18 protein-coding genes and 1 tRNA gene are annotated in these 21473 nt (G+C 54.8%); 12 read left to right on the forward strand and 7 right to left on the reverse strand.

What is annotated here, in order from left to right; translation table 11 throughout:
• Positions 1 to 98: 98 nt before the first annotated feature.
• The 4 genes from NSS83_RS26990 to NSS83_RS27005 all read right to left on the reverse strand — a co-directional run bounded on the left by NSS83_RS26990 (position 99) and on the right by NSS83_RS27005 (position 2820).
• A complete protein-coding gene (locus NSS83_RS26990; RefSeq protein WP_256707444.1) occupies positions 99 to 230 on the reverse strand; it encodes a hypothetical protein in 132 nt (43 codons plus the stop codon).
• A 110-nt stretch (positions 231 to 340) separates the two neighbouring features.
• Complete coding sequence (locus NSS83_RS26995; RefSeq protein ID WP_341346879.1) at positions 341 to 532, reverse strand: FeoB-associated Cys-rich membrane protein; 192 nt, start codon at positions 530 to 532, stop codon at positions 341 to 343.
• A gap of 36 nt (positions 533 to 568) precedes the next feature.
• Positions 569 to 2581 (reverse strand): ferrous iron transport protein B, encoded by a 2013-nt coding sequence (gene feoB, locus NSS83_RS27000; protein WP_341187476.1) that lies wholly within the window; start codon positions 2579 to 2581, stop codon positions 569 to 571.
• Positions 2578 to 2820 (reverse strand): FeoA family protein, encoded by a 243-nt coding sequence (locus tag NSS83_RS27005; RefSeq protein WP_341187477.1) that lies wholly within the window; start codon positions 2818 to 2820, stop codon positions 2578 to 2580. The genes feoB and NSS83_RS27005 overlap by 4 nt, the downstream gene beginning before the upstream one ends.
• Before the next feature lie 218 nt (positions 2821 to 3038).
• Here NSS83_RS27005 and NSS83_RS27010 point away from each other — a divergent pair, with 218 nt between their 5' ends.
• The 3 genes from NSS83_RS27010 to NSS83_RS27020 all read left to right on the forward strand — a co-directional run bounded on the left by NSS83_RS27010 (position 3039) and on the right by NSS83_RS27020 (position 6460).
• Positions 3039 to 3998 carry an aldolase catalytic domain-containing protein gene (locus tag NSS83_RS27010; RefSeq protein WP_179090501.1) on the forward strand — a complete coding sequence of 320 codons (960 nt, stop codon included), beginning with the start codon at positions 3039 to 3041 and terminating at the stop codon, positions 3996 to 3998.
• 187 nt (positions 3999 to 4185) lie between these two features.
• A complete protein-coding gene (locus NSS83_RS27015; protein ID WP_341187478.1) occupies positions 4186 to 6309 on the forward strand; it encodes an EAL domain-containing protein in 2124 nt (707 codons plus the stop codon).
• Positions 6310 to 6386: 77 nt separating this feature from the next.
• Positions 6387 to 6460 (forward strand) — tRNA-Gly (locus NSS83_RS27020).
• A 141-nt stretch (positions 6461 to 6601) separates the two neighbouring features.
• Here NSS83_RS27020 and NSS83_RS27025 read toward each other — a convergent pair.
• Positions 6602 to 7957, reverse strand: coding sequence for a dipeptidase (locus tag NSS83_RS27025; protein ID WP_341187479.1), 1356 nt, complete (start codon positions 7955 to 7957; stop codon positions 6602 to 6604).
• Positions 7958 to 8272: 315 nt separating this feature from the next.
• Between NSS83_RS27025 and NSS83_RS27030 the strand changes: the two genes are divergently transcribed.
• From NSS83_RS27030 to NSS83_RS27040, 3 genes are all read left to right on the forward strand, one after another.
• A complete protein-coding gene (locus NSS83_RS27030; RefSeq protein ID WP_341188086.1) occupies positions 8273 to 9223 on the forward strand; it encodes an RNA methyltransferase in 951 nt (316 codons plus the stop codon).
• Positions 9224 to 9273: 50 nt separating this feature from the next.
• A complete protein-coding gene (locus NSS83_RS27035; protein WP_341187480.1) occupies positions 9274 to 9891 on the forward strand; it encodes an NUDIX hydrolase in 618 nt (205 codons plus the stop codon).
• 202 nt (positions 9892 to 10093) lie between these two features.
• Positions 10094 to 10249: a hypothetical protein gene (locus NSS83_RS27040; protein ID WP_156949647.1), complete on the forward strand. Its 156-nt coding sequence runs from the start codon at positions 10094 to 10096 to the stop codon at positions 10247 to 10249.
• 107 nt (positions 10250 to 10356) lie between these two features.
• Here the strand turns inward: NSS83_RS27040 and NSS83_RS27045 are convergent, their stop codons facing one another.
• Positions 10357 to 10830, reverse strand: a complete 474-nt coding sequence (locus NSS83_RS27045) for an ASCH domain-containing protein (protein ID WP_341187481.1) — start codon at positions 10828 to 10830, stop codon at positions 10357 to 10359.
• 94 nt (positions 10831 to 10924) lie between these two features.
• A complete protein-coding gene (locus NSS83_RS27050; protein WP_341346880.1) occupies positions 10925 to 12865 on the reverse strand; it encodes an ABC-F family ATP-binding cassette domain-containing protein in 1941 nt (646 codons plus the stop codon).
• 456 nt (positions 12866 to 13321) lie between these two features.
• Between NSS83_RS27050 and NSS83_RS27055 the strand changes: the two genes are divergently transcribed.
• The 6 genes from NSS83_RS27055 to NSS83_RS27080 all read left to right on the forward strand — a co-directional run bounded on the left by NSS83_RS27055 (position 13322) and on the right by NSS83_RS27080 (position 21417).
• Entirely contained in the window at positions 13322 to 13699 is a 378-nt protein-coding gene (locus NSS83_RS27055) for a PH domain-containing protein (protein WP_036696174.1), read from the forward strand.
• A 224-nt stretch (positions 13700 to 13923) separates the two neighbouring features.
• On the forward strand, positions 13924 to 15501 hold the full coding sequence (gene ggt, locus NSS83_RS27060; protein WP_341346881.1) for a gamma-glutamyltransferase: 1578 nt from the start codon (positions 13924 to 13926) through the stop codon (positions 15499 to 15501).
• A 229-nt stretch (positions 15502 to 15730) separates the two neighbouring features.
• Positions 15731 to 17110, forward strand: coding sequence for an amidase family protein (locus NSS83_RS27065; protein WP_341348771.1), 1380 nt, complete (start codon positions 15731 to 15733; stop codon positions 17108 to 17110).
• A gap of 671 nt (positions 17111 to 17781) precedes the next feature.
• Positions 17782 to 19356, forward strand: coding sequence for a PucR family transcriptional regulator (locus NSS83_RS27070; RefSeq protein ID WP_341187484.1), 1575 nt, complete (start codon positions 17782 to 17784; stop codon positions 19354 to 19356).
• Between the two features lie 43 nt (positions 19357 to 19399).
• Positions 19400 to 20029, forward strand: coding sequence for an NTP transferase domain-containing protein (locus NSS83_RS27075; protein ID WP_341187485.1), 630 nt, complete (start codon positions 19400 to 19402; stop codon positions 20027 to 20029).
• Between the two features lie 212 nt (positions 20030 to 20241).
• A complete protein-coding gene (locus tag NSS83_RS27080) occupies positions 20242 to 21417 on the forward strand; it encodes a BMP family ABC transporter substrate-binding protein (RefSeq protein ID WP_341346882.1) in 1176 nt (391 codons plus the stop codon).
• Positions 21418 to 21473 lie beyond the last annotated feature (56 nt).

The raw sequence follows: 21473 nt of genomic DNA on the forward strand, positions 1-21473 counted from the left end.
CCCCTGACAGACAAAGAGCCGCAGATTCTCAGTTTCCTGAGACCTGCGGCTCTTTGTTCACTTGGAATCCTGCTTCTCATAACTGCTGGAATGGCAGCCTATTTACGGGCCTTCATCTGGGCAGTCAGGGACTGGACACCATTCATAATTTTATCCCGTGTATTCTTATTCTTCAGCAAGTAGGCGGCTCCCAGGGCTACCGTTGTAAATAGAGTCTTCTTGGTGTTCATGGTTATTCCTCCTTGGCAATAGTCTGGTTGTTAAAAGCTTATAACTAACATACCCGCATGCCAAGGTTTCTAAACGAAAGAATACCCAGCGTATCCGCTAGAGCTGCATCCTAGCGCTTGCTGCCCAGTGTAGCACTGCCGCAGGACAAAGGTGAATCCATCGCTGCTGCAGGACAGGTCTTGCCCTTGTCACAGCCCGCACAGGCCCCCTGCTTGCCCTTCTGCACATGACGGTAGATCATCCAGCCGGAATACCCGAATATTAGCGCCACAATCACAATATTAACGATCATTGCTGTCATCGCTTCCTCTCAAAATAACTTGGACTTGCAGCGGGGCTACGACCATCCGAGCAAACGTCCTCCTTGATAGATCACCAGTGACACCGAATAAGCCAATGCCAGAGAGTAACCCATGGAGAAGAATGTCCATTTCCAGGACGCAGTCTCCTTCTTGATAACGCCGACAGTGGCCAGGCAAGGAATGTAGAGCAGGATAAAGGCCATGAAGCTGATCGAGCTAAGCGGTGTAAAGACTGAAGCAATTTGCCCTTCCAGTCCTGCTGCATCCGGGGCATGGTAGATGATGTTCATTGTGGAGACCACAACCTCTTTCGCGAGGAAGCCGGGCACCAGGGTAGAACCGGCCTGCCATGTTCCGAAGCCGAGCGGCTGCAACAGCGGGGCGATGAAGCCGCCGAATTTGGCCAGGAAGGAGTGATCCATGTCCACATTGAGACCGCCAGGACCGGCATAGGACATCAGCCAGATCAGAACCGAACCGGCCAGGATGATGGTCCCTGCCTTGCGCAGGAAGCCTTTGCCCTTTTCCCAGGTGCTGCGGCTCAGTGTCTTGAACTGCGGCATCCGGTAAGGAGGCAGCTCAATAATGAAGATAGACGTCTCATTTTTGAACAGGTACTTGGAGAAGAACTTACACAGAATCAGGGCAAATACAACACCCAATACATACATAGAGAGTACAGCTGTGGCTTGCTGGGCAGGGAAGAAGACCGCTGCGAACAGCAGATATACCGGAAGCCGGGCAGAACAGGACATCAGCGGCATTAGCAGTGTTGTCAGCATCCGGTCCTTGGGCTGTTCAATGCTCCGGGCCGCCATAATCGCCGGTACGTTGCAGCCGAAGCCGATAATGAACGGAATGAAGGCCTTGCCGTTCAATCCCATCCGCTCCATCGTGCTGTCCATCAGCAGGCAGACACGGGCCATATACCCGGAATCCTCCAGGAAGGAGATCATCAGGAACAGGATGAAGATCTGTGGAACAAATACGAGCACGCCGCCTACACCGCCGATGAGGCCATCAACAATCAGTGCGTGCGTGAATTCCGAAGCTCCGATGGCGCCCAGCAACGAATTCGTCCAATCGCTGAGCGGACCGCCGATGAAGCCATCCAGGAGATCTGACAAAGGCCCGCCAATCCAGTCAAAGGTAGTTTTGAACATGGCATACATAAAGACGATGAACAGGGGAAGTCCCAGAAAACGGTGGGTAAGGATGGAATCCAGACGTTCGGTCAGATTATGCGGTTTTTGCAGGGTAGAGTCTATAGCGTCAGCGCATACCATCCGGATGTAGTCCATGCGGACGGAGCGGATCCATTGGGGAAGAGTGAGTGCAAGCTTCTCCTGCTGCAGCCGGGTCTGAGCGGCATCTGCGATCAGCAGCAAACTGGAAATATCCATCCGCTTCTTGAGCAGTTCAAGGATTACCGGGTTCTGCTCCAGCAGCTGCAGAGCCACCCAGCGGAGATTAGGCAGACCAGAGGTCTTCTGCAATTGTGCAACAATGGAGGTTATGGCTTCCTCAGCGATGTCGCCATAATTCAACTGGAAGGTAATAGGCGGGATATGGGAGGGCTGCTCCAGTACGCTAAGCACCTGACTGGTTCCCTTGCCTGTCCGGGCAATCAGCGGCAGTACGGGGACACCGAGACGTTCCTTAAGGATGTCGGGATTCACCTGAATACCGCGCGCCTTAGCGACATCGGTCATATTCAGTCCGAGGATCGTCGGCTTGCCGTATTCCAGCAGCTGCAGGGTAAGCAGCAGGTTCCGTTCCAGCTGCGAGGCATCGACAATATTGATAAGCGCTTCGGGGGTTTCTTCGATCAGATATTGTGCAGCTACGCCCTCATCGCGGGAGAGGGGATGAAGGGAGTAGATTCCGGGCAGATCGATCAGCTTACCGGCTCCGTTCTTGAGGCTGCCGATCTTTTTCTCAACCGTAACGCCTGCCCAGTTCCCCACATATTCGTAGGAGGAAGTGAGCGTATTGAACAGTGAGGTTTTCCCTGTGTTGGGATTCCCCACAAGTGCGATAGAGCTCATGAGACCTTCACCTCTATCATAGCTGCTTCTTTTCGCCGGATAGCAAATAGCTGACCGTTGCATTCAAGCGTAATCGGACCCATGAAAGGCCCTTTGCCCTTGAGACGGATCATTACACCCTCAGATACTCCCAGGTCGGCCAGACGGCGGCGCAAGATAGGGTTCATGCCTTCGATTCTTTGAATGGAGCCGGTAAAGCCTGGTTGCAGACGCAGTAAGGAGCAGGATGTTAAAGCCATTGTTATCCCTCCGAAAGAGACTGATAATCAATCTCAATGATTTCTTGTAATGTAGCATTTTTCTGCCATTTATTCTGTGATTAATGTCATTGTTTCCGTTCGCAAAAATCGATATGGAAATTGCTGAAATTTTCTTTACAATATCTTCTTCATTAAAGTATGATTGAACGATAATATAAGCATAGTACTAAAGAGATACCCCGAAGGGAGAACAGATTGTGAAGACTAATCATAGTAAAATTGTCGATTGTACCATCCGTGATGGGGGATTGGTGAATAACTGGGATTTTAGCATTGAATTTGTTCAGAAATTATATGCCGGACTGAATGAAGCCGGTGTTGATTATATGGAAATCGGATATAAGAACTCGCCGAAGCTGCTCAAAGGGGCTGAGGGTGCAGGTCCTTGGCGCTTTTTGAATGATGACTTCCTGCGCAAGGTCATTCCGCAAAAGGGGCATACGAAGCTGTCGGCTCTGGTCGATATCGGCCGTGTGGACGAGAATGATATTCTGCCCCGCAGCGAGAGCATGCTTGATCTGATCCGAGTGGCTTGTTACAGCAAGGATGTGGACAAGGCTCTTCAGCTGGTGCAGACGTTCCATGACCTGGGCTATGAGACGACCATTAATATTATGGCCCTGTCCAATGTAATGGAGAATGAGCTGCTGGAAGCCTTCGAGCAGATCCGCGAAAGCGTAGTTGATGTAGTCTATATCGTGGATTCTTACGGCAGCCTGGATCATAATGATTTTCATTACCTGGTAGAGAAGTTCAAGACACATCTGCCGGAGAAGCGGCTCGGTGTGCATACCCACAACAATCTTCAGCTGGCCTTCTCCAATACGCTGATTGCAGCCGAGAAGGGGGTAGAACTGCTGGATGCTTCCTGTTATGGGATGGGCCGTGCCGCAGGCAACTGTCCTACAGAGCTGCTGGTTACCCATCTGAAGAATACGAATTATACGCTCCGTCCTGTGCTGGATATCGTTGAGAACCTGATGATCCCTCTGCGGGAGAAGGAAGAGTGGGGCTATATCATTCCGTATATGATTACAGGAACGCTGGATGAGCATCCCCGCTCGGCAATGGCGCTGCGATCTTCGGCCGATAAAGATAAGGCGGTTGACTTCTATGACACACTGACAACACCTGAGGTCAATTTCGGGGACAAATAACCGTCTGGAAGGAGAAAGCACCGGCCTCTATTTGTAGGCAGGTGCTTTTTTTCTGCCGGAGCTGCTTTCGTACAATATTGTAGGTGATCAATGTAACTTTACGGAGCTGTCTGGCCGATATTTATACATAGGACATCATACACAACCATCTGACTTTATAGATATTATTTTTAGACGCGAGGGACTTATGAGACAAGAAGAGAGAAAGACGATTCATGCGGCTATTCTGGGGGCTGCGCTATTCCTTCTGATCCAGATTTTTCGTACACCGCTGGGCCAAATAGAGGACAAGGATTTATTGATGGCCTTTTACCTTATTTTGGGCTGTTGTACTGTCGCGTTCGGTTTTGCGATTTTCGCCCAGGGCTGGCTGCTGTTCGCCAATAGTTTATCCAAGGCCAGACTGTACACCTCTGCATTGTTCCTGGGGGTGAGCATTTTTGACTTCCTGCATGTACTCGGGTTTGTAGGTATTTCCGGAATCACCCCTTATATTAGCCAGGGGCAGTCCTTATGGCTTCTGACGTTCTCCCGGTTGGCCAGTGCACTGGGGATCATGCTTATTTTCAGCAGAGAAGACCAGCTTGTAGGAACCGGCAGCAAGGGGAAGGTGTTCAGGAATGCTTTTGTGGTGATTCTGCTGTCTTTGGCTGTGTTTGGTCTTGGCAACCTGATTGTCTCCGGGCTGGCGGACGAACCATGGGCAGAAACGGCAAGAGATCTGATGAACATGGCGATACTGTTCGTCTATTTGCTTGGCGCTGCGATTATCATCTATCCGGGCAAAAGCGAAAAGTCGGCTTCTCTGCTGATTATTATCCGTTCCCTTGTGTTTTTCTCCCTGGCTCAGGTCTTCTTCATGAATCTGTTCAGTGTCGGAGAATTGGATTATCTCTTCGGAATGCTCAGCAGCGCAGCAGCCTATTATCTTCTGCTGACCGGAGTCTACAGATTGACGATTGAGGAGCCGTTCCAGGAGAACCAGCAGGCGGAAGCGCGGATTAATTATCTGGCGTACCACGATGAGCTGACCGGTCTTCCGAACAGACGCCGCCTGATGCAGCGCATGGAAGAGGTGGTGCTCCAGAGTGAGCAGGACAAAAGCCGCGGCTTCTCCGGGCTGGTCATTATGAACATCAACCATTTCAAGAATATCAATGACTCCCTGGGTCATTATGCGGGAGATTTGCTGCTGCAGCTGGTTGCCCGGCGGATCGGGGACGAGGTTAAAGTCAATGAAGAGCTCTTTAGTATGGGGGCGGACGAGTTTGCTTTTCTGATGACGGAGCGTACGGGGCTGGAGAATTGTCTGGTCCGGGCGGGTGAGCTGCTGCGCCTGTTCGAGACGCCGGTAGGTCTGGAGTCGGGTGAATACCATATTTCGCTTAGTCTGGGGGTAAGCATCTATCCCGGAGACGGAGATACGGCTGAGCAGTTGATACAGAATGCAGACACAGCGGTGCACAATGCCAAGGAGCAGGGGGTGGAGATCCGCCGCTATATTCCGGCTATGCAGATGAAGGCGAAGGAACGCCTCAAGCTGGAGAATGATCTGCGCCGGGCGCTGGAGCGGGGGGAGTTCTATCTGGTCTATCAGCCCCAGGTGCTGCTTGAGACAGAAGAGATTGTCGGCATGGAGGCGCTGCTGCGCTGGAACCATCCCAAACGCGGCTTGGTCTCTCCGGTAGATTTCATTCCTATCGCTGAAGAGAGCGGGCTAATTGTTCCCATTGGGGAATGGGTGCTTAAGACGGCTTGTCTGCAGAATAAAATGTGGCAGGATGCCGGCTATCATCCGATTTGCGTGTCTATTAACCTCTCGATGCGCCAGTTCCTGCAGCCTAATCTGGCCGGCAAAATTGATGCCATCCTGAAGGATATCGGTCTAGATCCCTGTTACGTGGATTTGGAGATTACCGAGAGTATGACCCTGGACAAGGAGACCGCCTTCGACCAATTGAACCGTCTCAAAAGACTCGGCGTATGCATCAGCATCGATGATTTCGGCACAGGCTACAGCTCGCTGCATTATCTGAAGAATATGCCGATTGACCGCTTGAAGATCGACCGTTCCTTCGTATCGGATGTTATGGAGGACAGCAACAATGCTGCAATTGTCTCTACGATTACCTCGATGGCCCACCATTTGAAGCTCAAGGTTACCGCCGAAGGCGTGGAGAACAAGGAGCAGCTGCACTTTCTGCGCCAGCAGCATTGCCATGAGGCCCAGGGGTATCTGTTCAGCAAGCCGGTGAAGGCGGCCGAATTCGAGCAGTCCTTCCTCAGGCCTCTGCTGGAAATGCCGTCGTAATCTCCGGTATCTGAATTTAATAGGGTTGCAATTTATTCGTAGTGATGCTACAATGTTTCTTGTACTCAATTCGAGTCGCGGGTGTAGTTCAATGGTAGAACTTCAGCCTTCCAAGCTGATAGCGTGGGTTCGATTCCCATCACCCGCTCCATATTTAACTTCCGAAATCCTTGTCCGCAAGGGTTTTTTTGTTGTGTATCGCACATGCAAAAACAAACAAAAAGAAGCCAGGCCCCCGATCCTTCGGGGGCCTGGCTTTATGAAATGACAGGTAAGCCGTCTGCCTTGGACGTTAGACGGTCTTCAGGAACTCGACCAAGGTCAGCAGGCCTTTGTCGAAGTTCTCCAGGTTGAAGTGCTCGTCCGGCGCGTGCAGGTTCTCGTCATCGAGTCCGAAGCCCATCAGGACGACCGGGGCCTTCAGGATGCGGGCGAAGCTCTCCATGATCGGGATGGAGCCGCCGTCTTTGGTGAAGAGGGCGCGGGTGCCATAGACCTTGCCGTAAGCATCGGCAGCGGTCTGGAGGATCGGGTGCGACGGATCGATGTTGAAGGCGCGAGCTTTCTCCATCTGCTTCACCTGAACCTTGGCGCCCTTTTGAATATTAGCCTTCAGATGGGCTTCAACGGCATCCAGGATGTGCTGCGGGTCCTGGTCGCCGACCAAGCGGCAGGTAATCTTGGCATGAGCTTCCTTCGGGATGACGGTCTTGCTGCCTTCACCTTGGAAGCCTCCGTATACGCCGTTCAGCTCCAGCGTTGGACGTGCGCCGACCCGTTCCACGAAGGTGTAGCCTTCTTCACCGTACAATTGCTCCAGGCCGAGGGCGGTGCGGATCTTATCTTCGTCCACACCTTGCTTGGCGAATTCTTCACGCAGGAGCGGGGACAGGGCAGGCACGCCTTCGTAGAAGCCTTCTACAGATACACGGCCCTTGTCATCGTGAAGGGTGCTCAGCAGCGACACCAGCGCATGCAGCGCATTGGGAACGCCGCCGCCGTAGGAGCCGGAGTGCAGGTCAGTCAAGGCGGTGTTCACTGTAACCTCCATGGAGCAGAGACCACGGAGCCCTGTGCAGATGGCAGGGCGTCCGCGCTCCAGCAGGGAGGTATCCGAGACAAGAACAGCATCTGCAGCAAGCTTGTCCTGGTTAGCTTCCAGGAATGGCGGCAGGTTGACGCTGCCAATCTCCTCTTCCCCTTCGATGCAGAGCTTGATGTTGACCGGCAGAGTGCCCTCTTGCTTGAGGATGGCCTCGATGGCCTTGATATGCATGAATACCTGGCCCTTGTCGTCTGTAGCGCCGCGGGCGTAGAGCTTGCCGTCACGGATCTCCGGTTCAAACGGAGGTGTAGTCCACAGGTTCAGCGGATCAACCGGCTGTACATCATAATGGCCGTAGACCAGGATGGTCGGCTTGCCGGGAGCGTGAAGGTAGTCTGCATAGATCACCGGATGACCGGCCGTAGGATGCAGCTCGATATTCTCAAGGCCCGCACGCTTCAGGGTCTCTACCAGCCAGCCGGCAGCGGTATTGATATCTTCTTTGTGGCTGGACAGGGCTGAAATGCTGGGGATCGCCAGCCATTGCTTGAGTTCGCTCAGCTGGGCTTCACGCTCAGCCTGAAAGTAAGTTTCGTATGACATTGTAGGTATGTACCTCCTTGGAATTCGCTGCTTAATACCACAGCTACCCGTATTATGCGGCAACATGCATAACGGAGGGTCTCTGCGGCTCAGGTTCGGCAGTGTAATGCATTCATTATACTGGAGATATCCTCATGGATCAAAAAAGGATTGTCCCACCCCTTCAACAGAGGGTGACCGGAGCTGCGCAGCGGGGAACAGTTCCCTGCAGGCTGTTGATTACTGGCAGCAACCGTGATAGACTTACTTAGTTTAAGCAAAGGAACCGCCGGGCGCGGCGGAAGCGACAGGAGCGAAATTGTAGTGTCAACGAACATGCCTGCAAGTGATGAACCGATATATATTTATACGTATGCCCATTCGCCGGATGAGACCTCACTATGCGGGATGGAGCTGCGCTGCCTGTTTGGCAGGGAGATCCCTCCGGCAATATTCGCAAGCGGGGTAGAGGCGGATGTCAGCCGCAGTCCTTTTATCAAAGAGCGGATAGATGTGATGTACGAAGGGGACACGCTCCCGGAGATCTACAAGCAGACAGAGCAGGTGGAGCTTGCGGGGCGGAGCTTCAAGGTTATTTTTGTGAAGACTAATGATCTGGCTCCTGAGCAAAAAATAGAATACGGTGAGCGCAGAGTGATTGAGCGGGAAATCGGCCTGCGGATTGAGGGAGAGGCGGATGTGAACCATCCGGAGCTGGTGTACGGGATTGTAACGCTCGGCGGACGCTGGTACTTCGGCCCTTATCATAAGAACAAGGCAACCTGGTTCAGGCAGATGCACAAGCCCCGCAGCTACTCCATAGCGCTCAGCACACGGGTAGCCCGGGCAGCGGTCAATATGGCAGTTCCGCGAATACCCGGTGTGAAGCTGATCGATCCCTGCTGCGGAATTGGCACAGTAATGGTGGAAGCTCTGTCTATGGGAATTGATGTCGTCGGCCGTGATATTAACCCGCTCATAGCGGCAGGTGCGCGGACGAACATCGCCCATTTCGGCTTCGAGAGTGTTGTTACGCTCGGGGATATCGCAGATATTGAGGAGCATTACGATGCAGCGATCGTGGATATGCCTTATAATCTGTATTCACGGATTACCCCCGAAGAGCAGTTTGCGATTCTGAGTCATACGCGGCGGATTGCGGACAGAGTGGTCATTGTGGCGATTGAGGCGGTGGATGAGATGATTGCTGCGGCCGGTTTTACAATTGTAGACCGTTGTGTGGCGCGAAAAGGTGCGTTCTCCCGTCATCTGATGCTGTGCGAGTAGATCACCTTGAAGGAAGAGCGTAACTAAATCCGAGTGAAGGCGGTGTGCTTATGGAACCAAAATGGTTAACCTGGGCCAAAGAAATTCAAGGGATTGCCCAGACAGGGCTGGCGTATGCCAAGGATGTATATGATATTGAACGTTATCAGGCACTGCGCGAGCTGAGTGTGGATATTCTGGCGAATTATACGTATGAGAGCAAGGAACGTATCCGGCTCTCCTTCGCGGGCGAAGACGGGTATAGCACACCTAAGGTGGATATCCGGGGAGTTATTTTTCAGGATGATAAAATTCTGCTCGTACACGAGAAGCTCGACGGAAAATGGGCACTGCCCGGAGGTTGGGCAGATATCGGCCTGTCACCAAGCGAGGTAGCTGTCAAGGAAATTGCCGAGGAATCCGGCTACCAGGCGGAAGCGGTCCGTCTGCTTGCCGTGCTGGATAAGAAGTTCCATCATCATCCGCCGGAGCCGTACCATACCTATAAAATGTTCATTCTCTGCAGAATTACCGGCGGGGAAGCGGCAGGTGGCGTGGAGACGAGCGGTGCGGGATTTTTTGCCGAGGATGCCTTGCCCGAATTGTCTGAAGAACGCAACACGGCCGAGCAGCTGCACATCCTATTCCAATATTTACATAATCCCGAAAAAGAAGTAATATTGGACTAAAGCACTGCATATTATAGATAACCAAGAGTGTATATAAGTTTTATGAATACATTTTTTGGTTAATATAATTTATGTAAGCCTTTACAATGATGATCCGCTGAGCCTTTATATCTAAAAAAATTATCGAAAACATCTCTTTTTGGGCCTGGTGGTCTACATTTTTTCCTCTGCTTTGACGATAAGAATTTTAGGAGGGGATCGCATGGAACAAGAAGAGCTAAGACTCCCGCTTGCGCAGGAGGGGATGACCCGGCCTACAGAGGGCAATATCGCCACGGGTCTGGTATGGGGTGTCCTGATCAGTATTCCCTTATGGATCTCGTTGATCGGCTGGATGATGGGCATCTGGAAATTCTAAGACCCGTCCGCAGCCATAGTTAAGTCCCGCTACTACTAACTGCACATATACAATGAAGGCTGCCTTTTCGTAGTGAAGAAGCAGCCTTTTTAAATATATAATTAATATTACAATTCGTTGTTAATATGCACCAGCCGGAAGTTCTCACAGACCACCCGCATATCCGGGTCAAAAGGCTTGCCCTCACACTCCAGCTCCCTGGTGAAGAACACCTCATGCTCGTAGCGCCAGGATTCGAGGCTGCGGTCATCCTCCCCTTCGGAGTAGGCGAATTCAGCGGTTACCTCAGCGAACGGAACAACCTCCACCTTCGTCGTCTCAATAATCGCGCGCGGCTGCCCTGTGCTGTCCAGCAGGACGGATAATCCGCCTGTAAAAGGCATGCTCAGCCCCTGAGCCTTAATTAGCTCATAATTCTGCGCGGTTCCTGTCTTGATTCCTTTCAGCACCAGATCCAGCAGCTCATCTGCCAGCCGGGGATTGTCGCCGAACGCCCAGGCGCTGTCGAATTTGTCTGCCGCTTCCGGATGCTTCACCAGATAACTCTCCCAATATTTTGAAATTTCCGGGGTTAATGTCATTACGGTCACCTCTATCTTAGATTTGTAAGTGTATATTCATTGATCGTGAAGCAAAGCCGATTCCAGTTGGGCGAGGACGGGAGAGCAGTGCAGATCAGTCCGCTTCGCTTAACCAACTGCTATACAGGCCATCGAGCTTCTGCTGCGCAGCATCTCTCATTTCTTGCAGCCCGGCCAGCTTCTGTGCATTGCTCGACAGCTGAGGGTCCAGCATTTCGGCATCGATAAGAGCAAGCTGTGCTTCCGCTGCGGCAATGTCCTGCTCCCACGAAGCCGCCGGACGCTTCTTGCGGTCCGGACTGGCAGGGCCGGATGGTGATGCTTCTGCCCGCCCGCCTACAGAGCGGGGCTTGCCGGTGCCGCCTCCGGAAGATACCGGCTGCGGCATCTCTTGCCGCTGGGCGGCTTCGGCCTGCTTTTCCTTATAGTATTCGTAGTTGCCCGGGAAGGAGGAGAAGCGTCCGCCGTCAATATGCCAGAGCTTGCCGAAGCAGCGGTTGATGAAGTAACGGTCATGGGATACCGCCAGCACGGTGCCGGGGAACTCCTCCAGCGCTTCCTCCAGCGCCTCGCGGGAATCGATATCCAGATGGTTGGTCGGCTCATCCAGAATCAGCAGATTCGGCCTCTTGTGCATCAGGACCGCGAAGCGCAGCCGGGTCCATTCTCCACCTGAGAGGTTAGTGATGCTCTTGAAGACATCGCTGCCGTAGAAAAGGAAGCGGGCCAGCTGGCCGCGGGCTTCGCCTTCTTCAAGTCCGGCCTCCTCGCGGAAATAACGCAGCACGGAGTGGCCGCCCTCCTCCGGCACAGCTTCCTGGGCCAGATAACCGACGACAGCTCTGGAAGCAAGCGTACAGATCCCGCTATCCGGTGTCTCCTGGCCGAGGATGATCTTCAGCAGGGTGCTTTTGCCTGCTCCGTTGCCGCCGATCAGTGCCGTGGTCTCGCCGTATCGCAGAATATCGCTGGCGGCTGAGAAGAGCCTGCGGTCCCCGTAAGACTTGCTGATCTGGTCCAGGATAACGACCTGGTTGCCGGTCCGGTCCTCCTGCTGGAGCTGCAGATCCATGGATTTCCGCTCCAGAATCGGGCGTTTGACCTTGACCATCCGGTCCAGCGCCTTCTGCATGGAAGCTGCCCGGCGGGGGAACGAAACGTTCTGCGGATTCAGCTTTCCCCATTCAATCAGCCTTTTGATACTCTCCTGCATCTGCTTGATCTTCTTCTGCTGCTCCTGATAATCGGCGAACTGCTGAAGGAGCCGTGCTTCCTTCTCTACCTGATAGCCGCTGTAGTTCGTATGGAAGGTGAAAGCCTCCCCGTCTTCAATCTCAATGACCTTCTTCACCACGGCATCCAGGAAATAACGGTCATGGGAGATTGCCAGAACCGTGCCATCATAGCTCTGGAGGAACTTCTCCAGCCACTCGATAGCCTCCATGTCCAGATGGTTGGTCGGCTCATCGAGCAGCAGGATGTCGGGACGGCGCAGCAGCAGCTCGGCCAGCCCTACCTTGGTCTTCTCTCCGCCGGAGAGGGAGGAGAAGCAGCGGTCGTACTGCTCCGTTCCAATCCCCAGTCCTGAGGCTACACGCTGGATCGAGGCTTCCAGCTCATAGCCGCCTGCCGCCTCGAACTTCTCCTGTAGGGTGCCGTATTCCTTAAGCAGCCGGTTCCAGGCCTGCTCGTCTTCGCCCGCACCGGAGGATGACATCTCCTGCTCCAGCTCCCGCAGGCGGCGCTGCCAGCCGAGCTGCTCCGCGAAGCTGCGCTGGAGGACGGCATAGACCGTCTCGCTCTCGTTCACCTCCTGAATCTGGGCAAGCAGGCCGATGACGCTGCCCCGGCGAATGGAGAGCTGCCCTTGGTCCGGGCGTTCTTCCCCGCTGAGCAAGTGGAAGAGGGTGGTTTTGCCGCAGCCGTTGCGGCCGATCAGGCCGATTTTTTCGCCTTGGCGGATATCGAAGGTGACATCGCTCAGGACGAGCTGGGCACCGTGGTATTTTTGGATATTTTGACATGAGATAATCATCGTTAGGCTCCTTTTATTAGAATGCTCTTTGCTCTGCCGCTTCAATTTATCCGAAATATCCGTTTAAAAGCACATAAAAAGGCCGCAGGGAAATTTCCCCACGGCCTGAGAATTCTTCGGGTTAAGACATCCGTTGAAGTGTAGGCGAGAAAGGCATTTCACAATGTTGTAGTGTTATTAAGTTCGTGTAAATGGACAGACTTCTCCCGTTGTCCGATTTTACATGAACGATGCCCGCCATAATATTAATCAGCCGGCTGCTAACACTGTTGGTCCGATTGTGATCCATTCTCCTACACCTCCTTTTTGATAAATTTAAAGCTAGTGTAACCAAAAATCCCGAAATAAGCAAGGGAGAAATGTTCTCTCCAGACATAAAAGTATGGTTCTGCAAGTAGTATGAAGTGTGGCGAAGGGGCGTTGCCCTTATACCGGCTGCGGGAAAAGAGGAGAGCTATGGCGATTTTTAACGGATTACTGGGTAATGCGACCCAGGTTGAGCTGGGAGAGGTGCAGCGGGAATACGGACGGATTCTGGCTCCGAATGAAAAGATTGAGCGCGCCTATAAGCTGGTCCGGGACATGTTTATTTTTACAGACAAGCGGCTGATTCTTGTAGACAAGCAGGGGATGACCGGCAAAAAAACCGAATACCACTCTGTTCCTTACAAAAGCATCACCCATTACTCTGTGGAGACGGCGGGGCATTTCGACCTGGATGCGGAGCTGTGCCTATATATCTCGGGCGCGGGGCTGCCGCTGAAGAAAACCTTCAACAAATCGGTCGATATCTATGAAGTGCAGGCTGTGCTGTCGCAATATATCCTGAAATGAGGGGGGCGCGCAGACAGGGCGTACTAAGGCTGTAGCCTGCTGCAGCTCCATATAACAGACGGACAGAATGGATGCCAGGCCTGGGCCTGCTTCCATTCTGAAATTTGTGCATGGCTCACAAAATAAGCGGCAGCAAATGTACGGTCCTGCGGAAGCCGTTGACAGGGGCTCCGGGCCTGCTGTTAAATGACACTAACTTAAGCGGCAGGGAAGGGAGGCGGAACATGGGGAGAGGACCGGTGACCGGAACGAAGACGATGGTGGTCAGCCCGCATTATCTGGCCTCGGCAGCGGGCGCGCAAGTATTGGCCAAAGGCGGCAACGCCTATGATGCGGCCGTTGCAGTCAGCGCGGCGCTGGCTGTGGTCTACCCGCATATGACCGGGCTCGGCGGCGACGCCTTTTGGCTGGGGTACAGCGCCAGTGAAGGGCGCGTGCGGGCTTACAACGGCAGCGGACGCTCGGGCTACGCCGTCCGCCGGGACTGCTATGCCGGGGAGGAGGCCATTCCCCGGCGGGGTGTGCGCGGCGCCATTACGGTGCCCGGAATGGCGGATAGCTGGGAGGCCGTCCAGCGGGAGTATGGACGGCTGACCCTGGCCGAGGTGCTGGAGCCGGCTATCGGCTACAGCGCCGGGGGCTTTCCGCTGTCGCCGGACCAGCATGGAGGCAGCGTACTGGCCGGAGCCGCGCTGTCGCCTGAAGCGGCGGCGGTGTATCTTCCCGGCGGCCGGATACCGGCGGCGGGAGAGCGGTTTGTGCAGCGGCAGCTGGCCGGGACGCTGCGGGCGCTTGCGGCGGGAGGCCGGGATGCTTTTTATAAGGGGAGCATCGCGGAAGAGATCAGTAATTATATGCAGGCTTCCGGCGGGTACCTGACCCGCGATGATTTCGCGGACCATCAGGGGAGTTGGGAGGAGCCCCTCCAGACGCACTATCATGGGCATACCGTCTATCAGGTTCCACCGAACTCGCAGGGCTTCACCGCGCTCATAGCGCTTAATATCCTGGAGCATTCTAACTTCGCGGAGATCAGGCACGGCTCCTATGAGTATTATCATCAACTGGTGGAGGCGCTGAAGCTGAGCTTCCGTGACCGTGACCAGGTGCTGACCGACCCGTCCTTCAGCAGCATTCCGCTGGACCGTCTGCTGAGTAAGCCCTATGCGGCACAACTCGCGGCGTCAATTTCTCCCCGTAAGGCGCTTGCTCTTAGCAGCGAACCGGTTGGAAGGGATACAGCTTATGCAGCGGTGGTGGATGAAGAGGGCAATGCCGTCTCGTTCATCCAGAGTCTGTATTTCGAATTCGGGTCGGGGGTGATGGCCGGGAATACGGGAATTCTGCTCCAGAACCGCGGGTCCTTCTTCTCGCTTGATCCCGCCCATGTCAATACGCTGGAGCCGCATAAGCGCACCTTCCACACGCTGATGCCGGCGATGGCCTGCCGGGACGGGAAGCCGGCTTATCTCTATGGTACGCAGGGCGGTGAAGGACAACCGCAGACGCAGACCCTGCTGCTCACGCGCATGCTTCACTATGGGATGGACCCGCAGACTGCGGTGAGCGAACCGCGCTTCGTCTGGGGCAGAACCTGGGGGGAGCCGACCCAGGAGCTGCGGATCGAGAACCGGGTAGCGGAATCGGTACGGGCAGAGCTGGCGGAGGCGGGGCATCTTGTCCGTGAGGCACAGAGCTATGACGGGGTGATGGGGCACGCCCATGCTATCTCGATTGATGGCAACGGCTACCGCAGCGGGGGGACGGACCCCCGCTCTGATGGAGCGGCTATCGGGTGGTAGAGGGAATCGCTTACTGAAGGTTTGCCGCGCCCCGATCAGGGTGTAAAGGGGATGCTTAAGGGAGGCATAATTGCAATCTCTACAACTAAATCCTCGGATGTGCCGCCGAATGCTCGGCTTAAACGCAGCTTTATCCCTTACTTGCTCTACTAGAAGAGGGGAAGGCAGAGTGATTAAGAAGATAAGAATAGAATAATCCGGTTGGTCCGGGAGGGAGAGGGTGGAGCACATGATTCTTGATAACCGGCACGGTGCATTCCGGGTCCCGGAGCTGGAGATTCCCGGCAGCGGGCACGGGGCATTGCATGGCCTGACCTTCACGGTAAAAGATGTCTTTGCGGTGGCGGGGCACCGCTCTTCCGCCGGTAACCCGGACTGGCTGCGCAGCCACGAACCGGCGGCCTCTCATGCAACTGCTGTACGCAGACTGCTGGAAGCGGGAGCCACGCTGCAGGGGGCTGCCCATACGGATGAGCTGATGTACAGCCTTGGCGGAGAGAACTATCATTACGGCACCCCGGTGAATCCGCACGGGGAGAACCGGATTCCCGGCGGCTCGTCCAGCGGATCAGCGGTAGCTGTGGCCTCAGGGAGCGTGGATTTTGCCCTCGGTACGGATACGGGCGGCTCTATCCGGGTTCCTTCGGCTTATTGCGGTGTATTCGGCTATCGTCCGACCCACGGGGCGGTATCCTCGGAGGGAGTTATTCCGCTGGCCCCGGCTTTTGACACCGTGGGCTGGATCGCAGTAAGCGCGGAGCTGCTGCTGAAGGTGGGGCGCATTCTGCTCGGGTCTGTGGACAGTGGCGGAGATGCCAGTGACGGGGAGGTTAGGAAGAAGGCGGGCGATCTGCTCGAAACTGTGGACAGTGGCGGAGTTGCCAGTGAAGGGGAGGTTAGGAAGAAGGCAGGCGATCAGCTCAGGTCTGCGGACAGCGGCGTAGTTAACCAGGGCATGGAGTATAGTATGGAGCAGAGCGGCGGTGAGAAGGTAGACAAGTGTGCCAGTGACCTTCGAATGTCCCGGATGTTCACCGCCCCGGAAGGCTGGGCGCTTGTGGAGCAGGACTGTGCAGATTACCTGAGGCGGGGGCTGGACAAGCTTCAGGCCGGCGCTTCGCTACAGGCTGCTGAAGCCGTGGTTGCCCCTGAAGGCTTGAAGACCTGGATGGACGCCTTCCGTGAGCTGCAAGGTGCCGAAATCTGGGCAACCCATGGGGAGTGGATCGGGCGGGAGCAGCCGGTCTTCGGGCCGGATATTGCCGCCCGGTTCGCTTGGGCGGCGGGGCTGGCCGGGGCGGATCACAGCCCGGCCGCTATGCTGCGCAGCCTGCTCACTCAGCGGCTGCGGGAGCTGCTCGGGAAGGACGGCTGTCTCGTCCTTCCGACCGTGCCGGGTCCGGCCCCGCTGCGCGGCGCCGGACCCGGGCAGCTGGAGCGGAGCCGCAGCAGCGCCATGATGCTCAGCTGCCTGGCCGGACTGGCCGGGCTGCCGCAGGTTACGCTGCCGGTGCCCGGCCCCGGCGGACTGCCGCTGGGACTGTCCGTCATCGGCGGGCACGGACAAGATCTCCGGCTCCTGTCATGGATACAGGAGGTATGGAAATAGGATGTTACAGCCCTGGTTCTCTGAACGAAGAGAACCAGGGCTTTTTGCTGATTACCCAATGTATGCGGAAAACAATATCCAATTGTAATCGGAAAACCGATTACATTGGGCGGTGCGAGGACTGACGGAGCGATTGTAATCGGAAAACCGATTACATCGTGCGGCGCGGTGGCAGACAGAGCGATTGTAATCGGAAAACCGATTATATCGGGCGGTGCGAGGACTGACGGAGCGATTGTAATCAGAAAACCGATTACATCGGGTGGCGCGGTGGCAGACGGGGCGATTGTAATCGGAAAACCGATTGCATTGGGCGGTGCGAGGACTGACGGAGCGATTGTAATCGGAAAACCGATTACATCGTGCGGCGCGGTGGCAGACGGGGCGATTGTAATCGGAAAACCGATTACATTGGGCGGTGCGGGGGTGCGTGGGCCAAATTTACGCGAAAGACAGCATCCATTCTTCAGCTGCGAAGATACATGGGCAATTATGCAGCTCCAAGGGACCAAATTAGGGTTACTACCGTTTCATATGTTATATTACATAACACAAAAAAGCCTAATTCTAACTTTTCTCTTTCCAACAGCGGTCATTTTATCTATAATGTTACATAAAGTAACATATGAATCGAGTGAACCTATTATGAAGGTAGAGAAGGAGGGGTGGCTATGCATCTTACAGTGGAAGAAGCGTTGTCCATTTATCCTTTATCCGAAGCGAAGCTGATTGCCGGGTCCAAGGGGAAGCACAGGATTGTGAAATCGATCAATGTCATGGATGCTCCCGATATTTCGGACTGGATCAAGGAAGGGGAAATGCTGCTGACCACAGCCTATCTGATCAAGGACAGCCCGGAGGAAGCTTCGGCATTGCTGCAGATGTTGAACCGGCGCGGTTCAGCAGGGCTGGGTATTAAGCTGGGCCGGTTCTGGGAGGCTGTGCCGCCGCCCTTGATTGCGGAAGCAGAGCAGCTGAATTTCCCGCTGATTGAGCTGCCGTTCCAGTTCACCTTCTCCGACCAGATGAACGGCTTGTTCCGCGCGGAGCTGTCGCGCAGTGTGGGCACCCTGCAGAGCATGATGGAGAAGCAGCGGCTGCTGATGCGTCTTGCCTTGCGTTCCGGCCGCAGCCGTCCGCTGCTGGACACCGTCTCGGAGATCATCGGTTATCCGCTGGCTGTAATCAGCAACCGGGGAACGGTAGTATTCAACAACTCGGGGTACACCGAAAGTGAGCAACTGGAAGGTTGGCCCTGGCCGCCACGCAATCAGCGCTTCCGTCTCGGCGAAGGCACCGGCTACCGGCTTCCGCTGCTGCAGGCCGGGAAATGCCTGGGTTACCTTCATTATTGCGATATTGATCCCTTGCTGCTGCCCGTGGAGGAAAGTCTGTTCGTCCAGGGGGCAGAGCTGATTTCTTATCATATGCATACCGGGCTGGAGGATTATTTCGAGCAGGCCGGACACCGTGAATTCAGCGGGCTGCTGCGGCGGTTCCTGAAGGACGGGCTGAAATACGCTGAGCTGGCACAGGCAGCGCTCCGGCTGGAGATTACGCTGCTTGAGGCCCCGTTTCAACTGCTGCTTACCGATGTGGCTGCTGCGGGAGAAGCCCGGCAGGGAGAGCTGCTGCGGCTGAAGGAGGAGTATTCGGAGCATCCGGTGCTGCATGGCCTGCAGGCGGTCCACTTCCTGGTGGAAGAGGGACTGGTGTCGCTGTATCCGGCCGGGCCGCATCAGCCCGAGGAGTTCCGGGCACTGATTCAGGAATGCTTCGACAACCTGAAGTTCGATAAAGGTTATTATCCGCAGGCCGCTGTCAGCAGTGTGAAGCAGAAGCCGGAGGGGCTGAAGGAAGCTTTTGCCGAGATAAAGGAATGTATGGACATGGCCCGTCAGTGGGGCGCGCACGGAAATGTGGTGCATTACCGCCAGCTGGAGCTTGATCTGCTGCTGAGCAAGATTCCGGCAGAGACCATGGAGCGCTACTATAGCGGCAGCCTGCGGGGACTGCTTAGCCGTGAGCCTGAATATGTTAAGGAGATGCTCCACACGCTGGAGGTCTACCTGGAGAATGACGGCCATGTGAACGAGACGGCCAAGAAGCTGTTCATTCATCGCAATACGGCCACTTACCGGATTGAGAAGCTCAGTGAGCTGCTGGATGTCGATTTCAAAAAAATCAATGATCTCATGAAGCTGAAGCTGGTATTCCTGTTCCGCAGAATGCTGGAGCGAGAATAACAGCCGTCCATGAGCAGATTGCCAAAAAAAGGAGTGGAGAACAATGAAGGTGGCCGGAATCTTTTTGGCGGCAGGCCGCAGTAATGGAGCAGGGGCCTCGGAAGGTTCTCTGAACAGGGCAGGCGCGGGTTCAGCCAGTGCGGCGATGCTCAGTGAGCTGGAGAACTGCGGGCTTGCGCCGCTGGTTGTTGTGGTTCGCGCGGATGATCCTTTGAGCTGGCTGCCGCCTGCCGGGAAGGCGGACAATATGCGGCGGATTGAGACTTGCCTGACGGCCCATTTGGGCCTGTCCTTCTCACTGCGCTGCGGCTTGAATGCTGTTGCTTCGCTTCAGCCGGATGCGGTGGTCATTGCAGCGGCGGATCAGCCGTTTGTGGCGGCAGCTCAGATCCGCCGGTTCATCCAAGCGTATGAGCAGCACCCGGAGCTTGATTATGTCACGAGTGCACAAGAAGGATTGCTGATGCCGCCCACCCTGTTCTCAAGTACGCTGTTCCGCGAACTTCAAGAGCTGGACGATGAAGAGGGCATAGCTGCCATTATGCGGACCAAGGAGTATAAGGGGCTCATCCTGCCTCAAGAGTCTGTTCAGGCGTTCGCAGAGCCCGGGCTGCCGGAGAGCTTCGGAGGGTACCGCAGAGAATGGAGCGTGCGGAGCGGCAACAGACAGTGAATTCGCTATTTTACAAAGTTATGTAAGGTAATATCACATAATTTAAGTTTAATTTGAGATGACTTCGTGCATGGAGCACAAATGTGACCCCTCATCTTATCCACTCACACAAAGCTATGTTATATAAATTTACGTAAGTGCTGCTCCTCAGTATAGTAGAGATACATTAATGGCTGTAGCCATTAGGAGAGATATCCTGGAGGAGGAGAATTATGAAACAAAGGGGTCAGGCATTCAAATTTAGCGTTATTACGATGTTCCTGCTGGCGATGGTTCTGACGGGGTGCGCAAAGAATAATACAGCATCTAATACGGGTGCAGCAGCAACGACAGAGCCTTCGGCGGCAAGTACACCGGCAGGCAGCGAGGCGGCGGCAACCACTGAGCCGGCAGCGAAGAAGCCGACGGTTGCTTTTGTCTATATCGGGCCTCCGGGTGACGGCGGGTATACGTATCAGCATGATCAGGGCCGCCTGTATATGGAGAAGGAGCTTGGGATCAAGGCCGATTTCGTTGAAAATGTACCGGAAAGCGCCGATGCCGAGCGGATCATCACGGAGCTCGCGCAGAATCATGACATCGTGTTCACCACAAGCTTCGGCTATATGGATTTCACCTTGAATGTGGCCGGCAAATTCCCTAACGTGAAGTTCCTGCATGCCTCCGGCTACAAGACAGCCGAGAACATGGGAACCTACTTCGGCAAAAACTATCAGGCAAGCTATCTGTCCGGGATCGCGGCAGGCAAAATGACAAAGAAAAATCATCTGGGCTATGTGGGAGCCTTCCCGATCAGTGAGGTGATCTATAATCTGAACGCCTTCACGCTGGGCGCGCAGAGTGTCAACCCGGCGGTTAAGGTGGATGTGGTGTGGACGAATACCTGGTATGACCCTGCGACGGAACGTCAGGCGGCAATCAGCCTGCTCGACAAAGGGGCGGACGTCCTGCTGGCGTATCAGGATTCACCGGCTACCCTTCAGGCTGCGGCGGAACGGGGAGCTTTTGCCGGGGGAAATGACTCGGATATGAGCAAGTATGCACCGGACAACTACTTAACCAATCCTGTATGGAACTGGGGTCCTTATTATGTAAAAGCTGTACAGTCCGTGATGGACGGAACCTGGAAAAGTGAGCAGTACTCCGGCGATATGGCGGATGGCATGGTGGAGCTGGCACCGTTCGGCAACAAGGTTCCCGAGGATGTGAAGAAGCTGGTGGAGGACGCCAAGGCCAAGATCATCAGCGGCGAGCTGGAGGTATTCACCGGACCGATCTCGGACAACAAGGGCAATGTAACTGTTAAGGACGGCCAGAAGCTGACCCTTGAAGAGGTGCTTGGCATGAACTGGCTGGTCAAAGGTGTCGAGGGCACGATTCCGCAGTAACAGCTGCTGCAACACATCTTCATACAGCACAGCCTTACAGGTGGGGCGGGGTCCGG

The organism is Paenibacillus sp. FSL H3-0469 (genome assembly GCF_038051945.1).
Lineage (GTDB): Bacteria > Bacillota > Bacilli > Paenibacillales > Paenibacillaceae > Paenibacillus_AQ.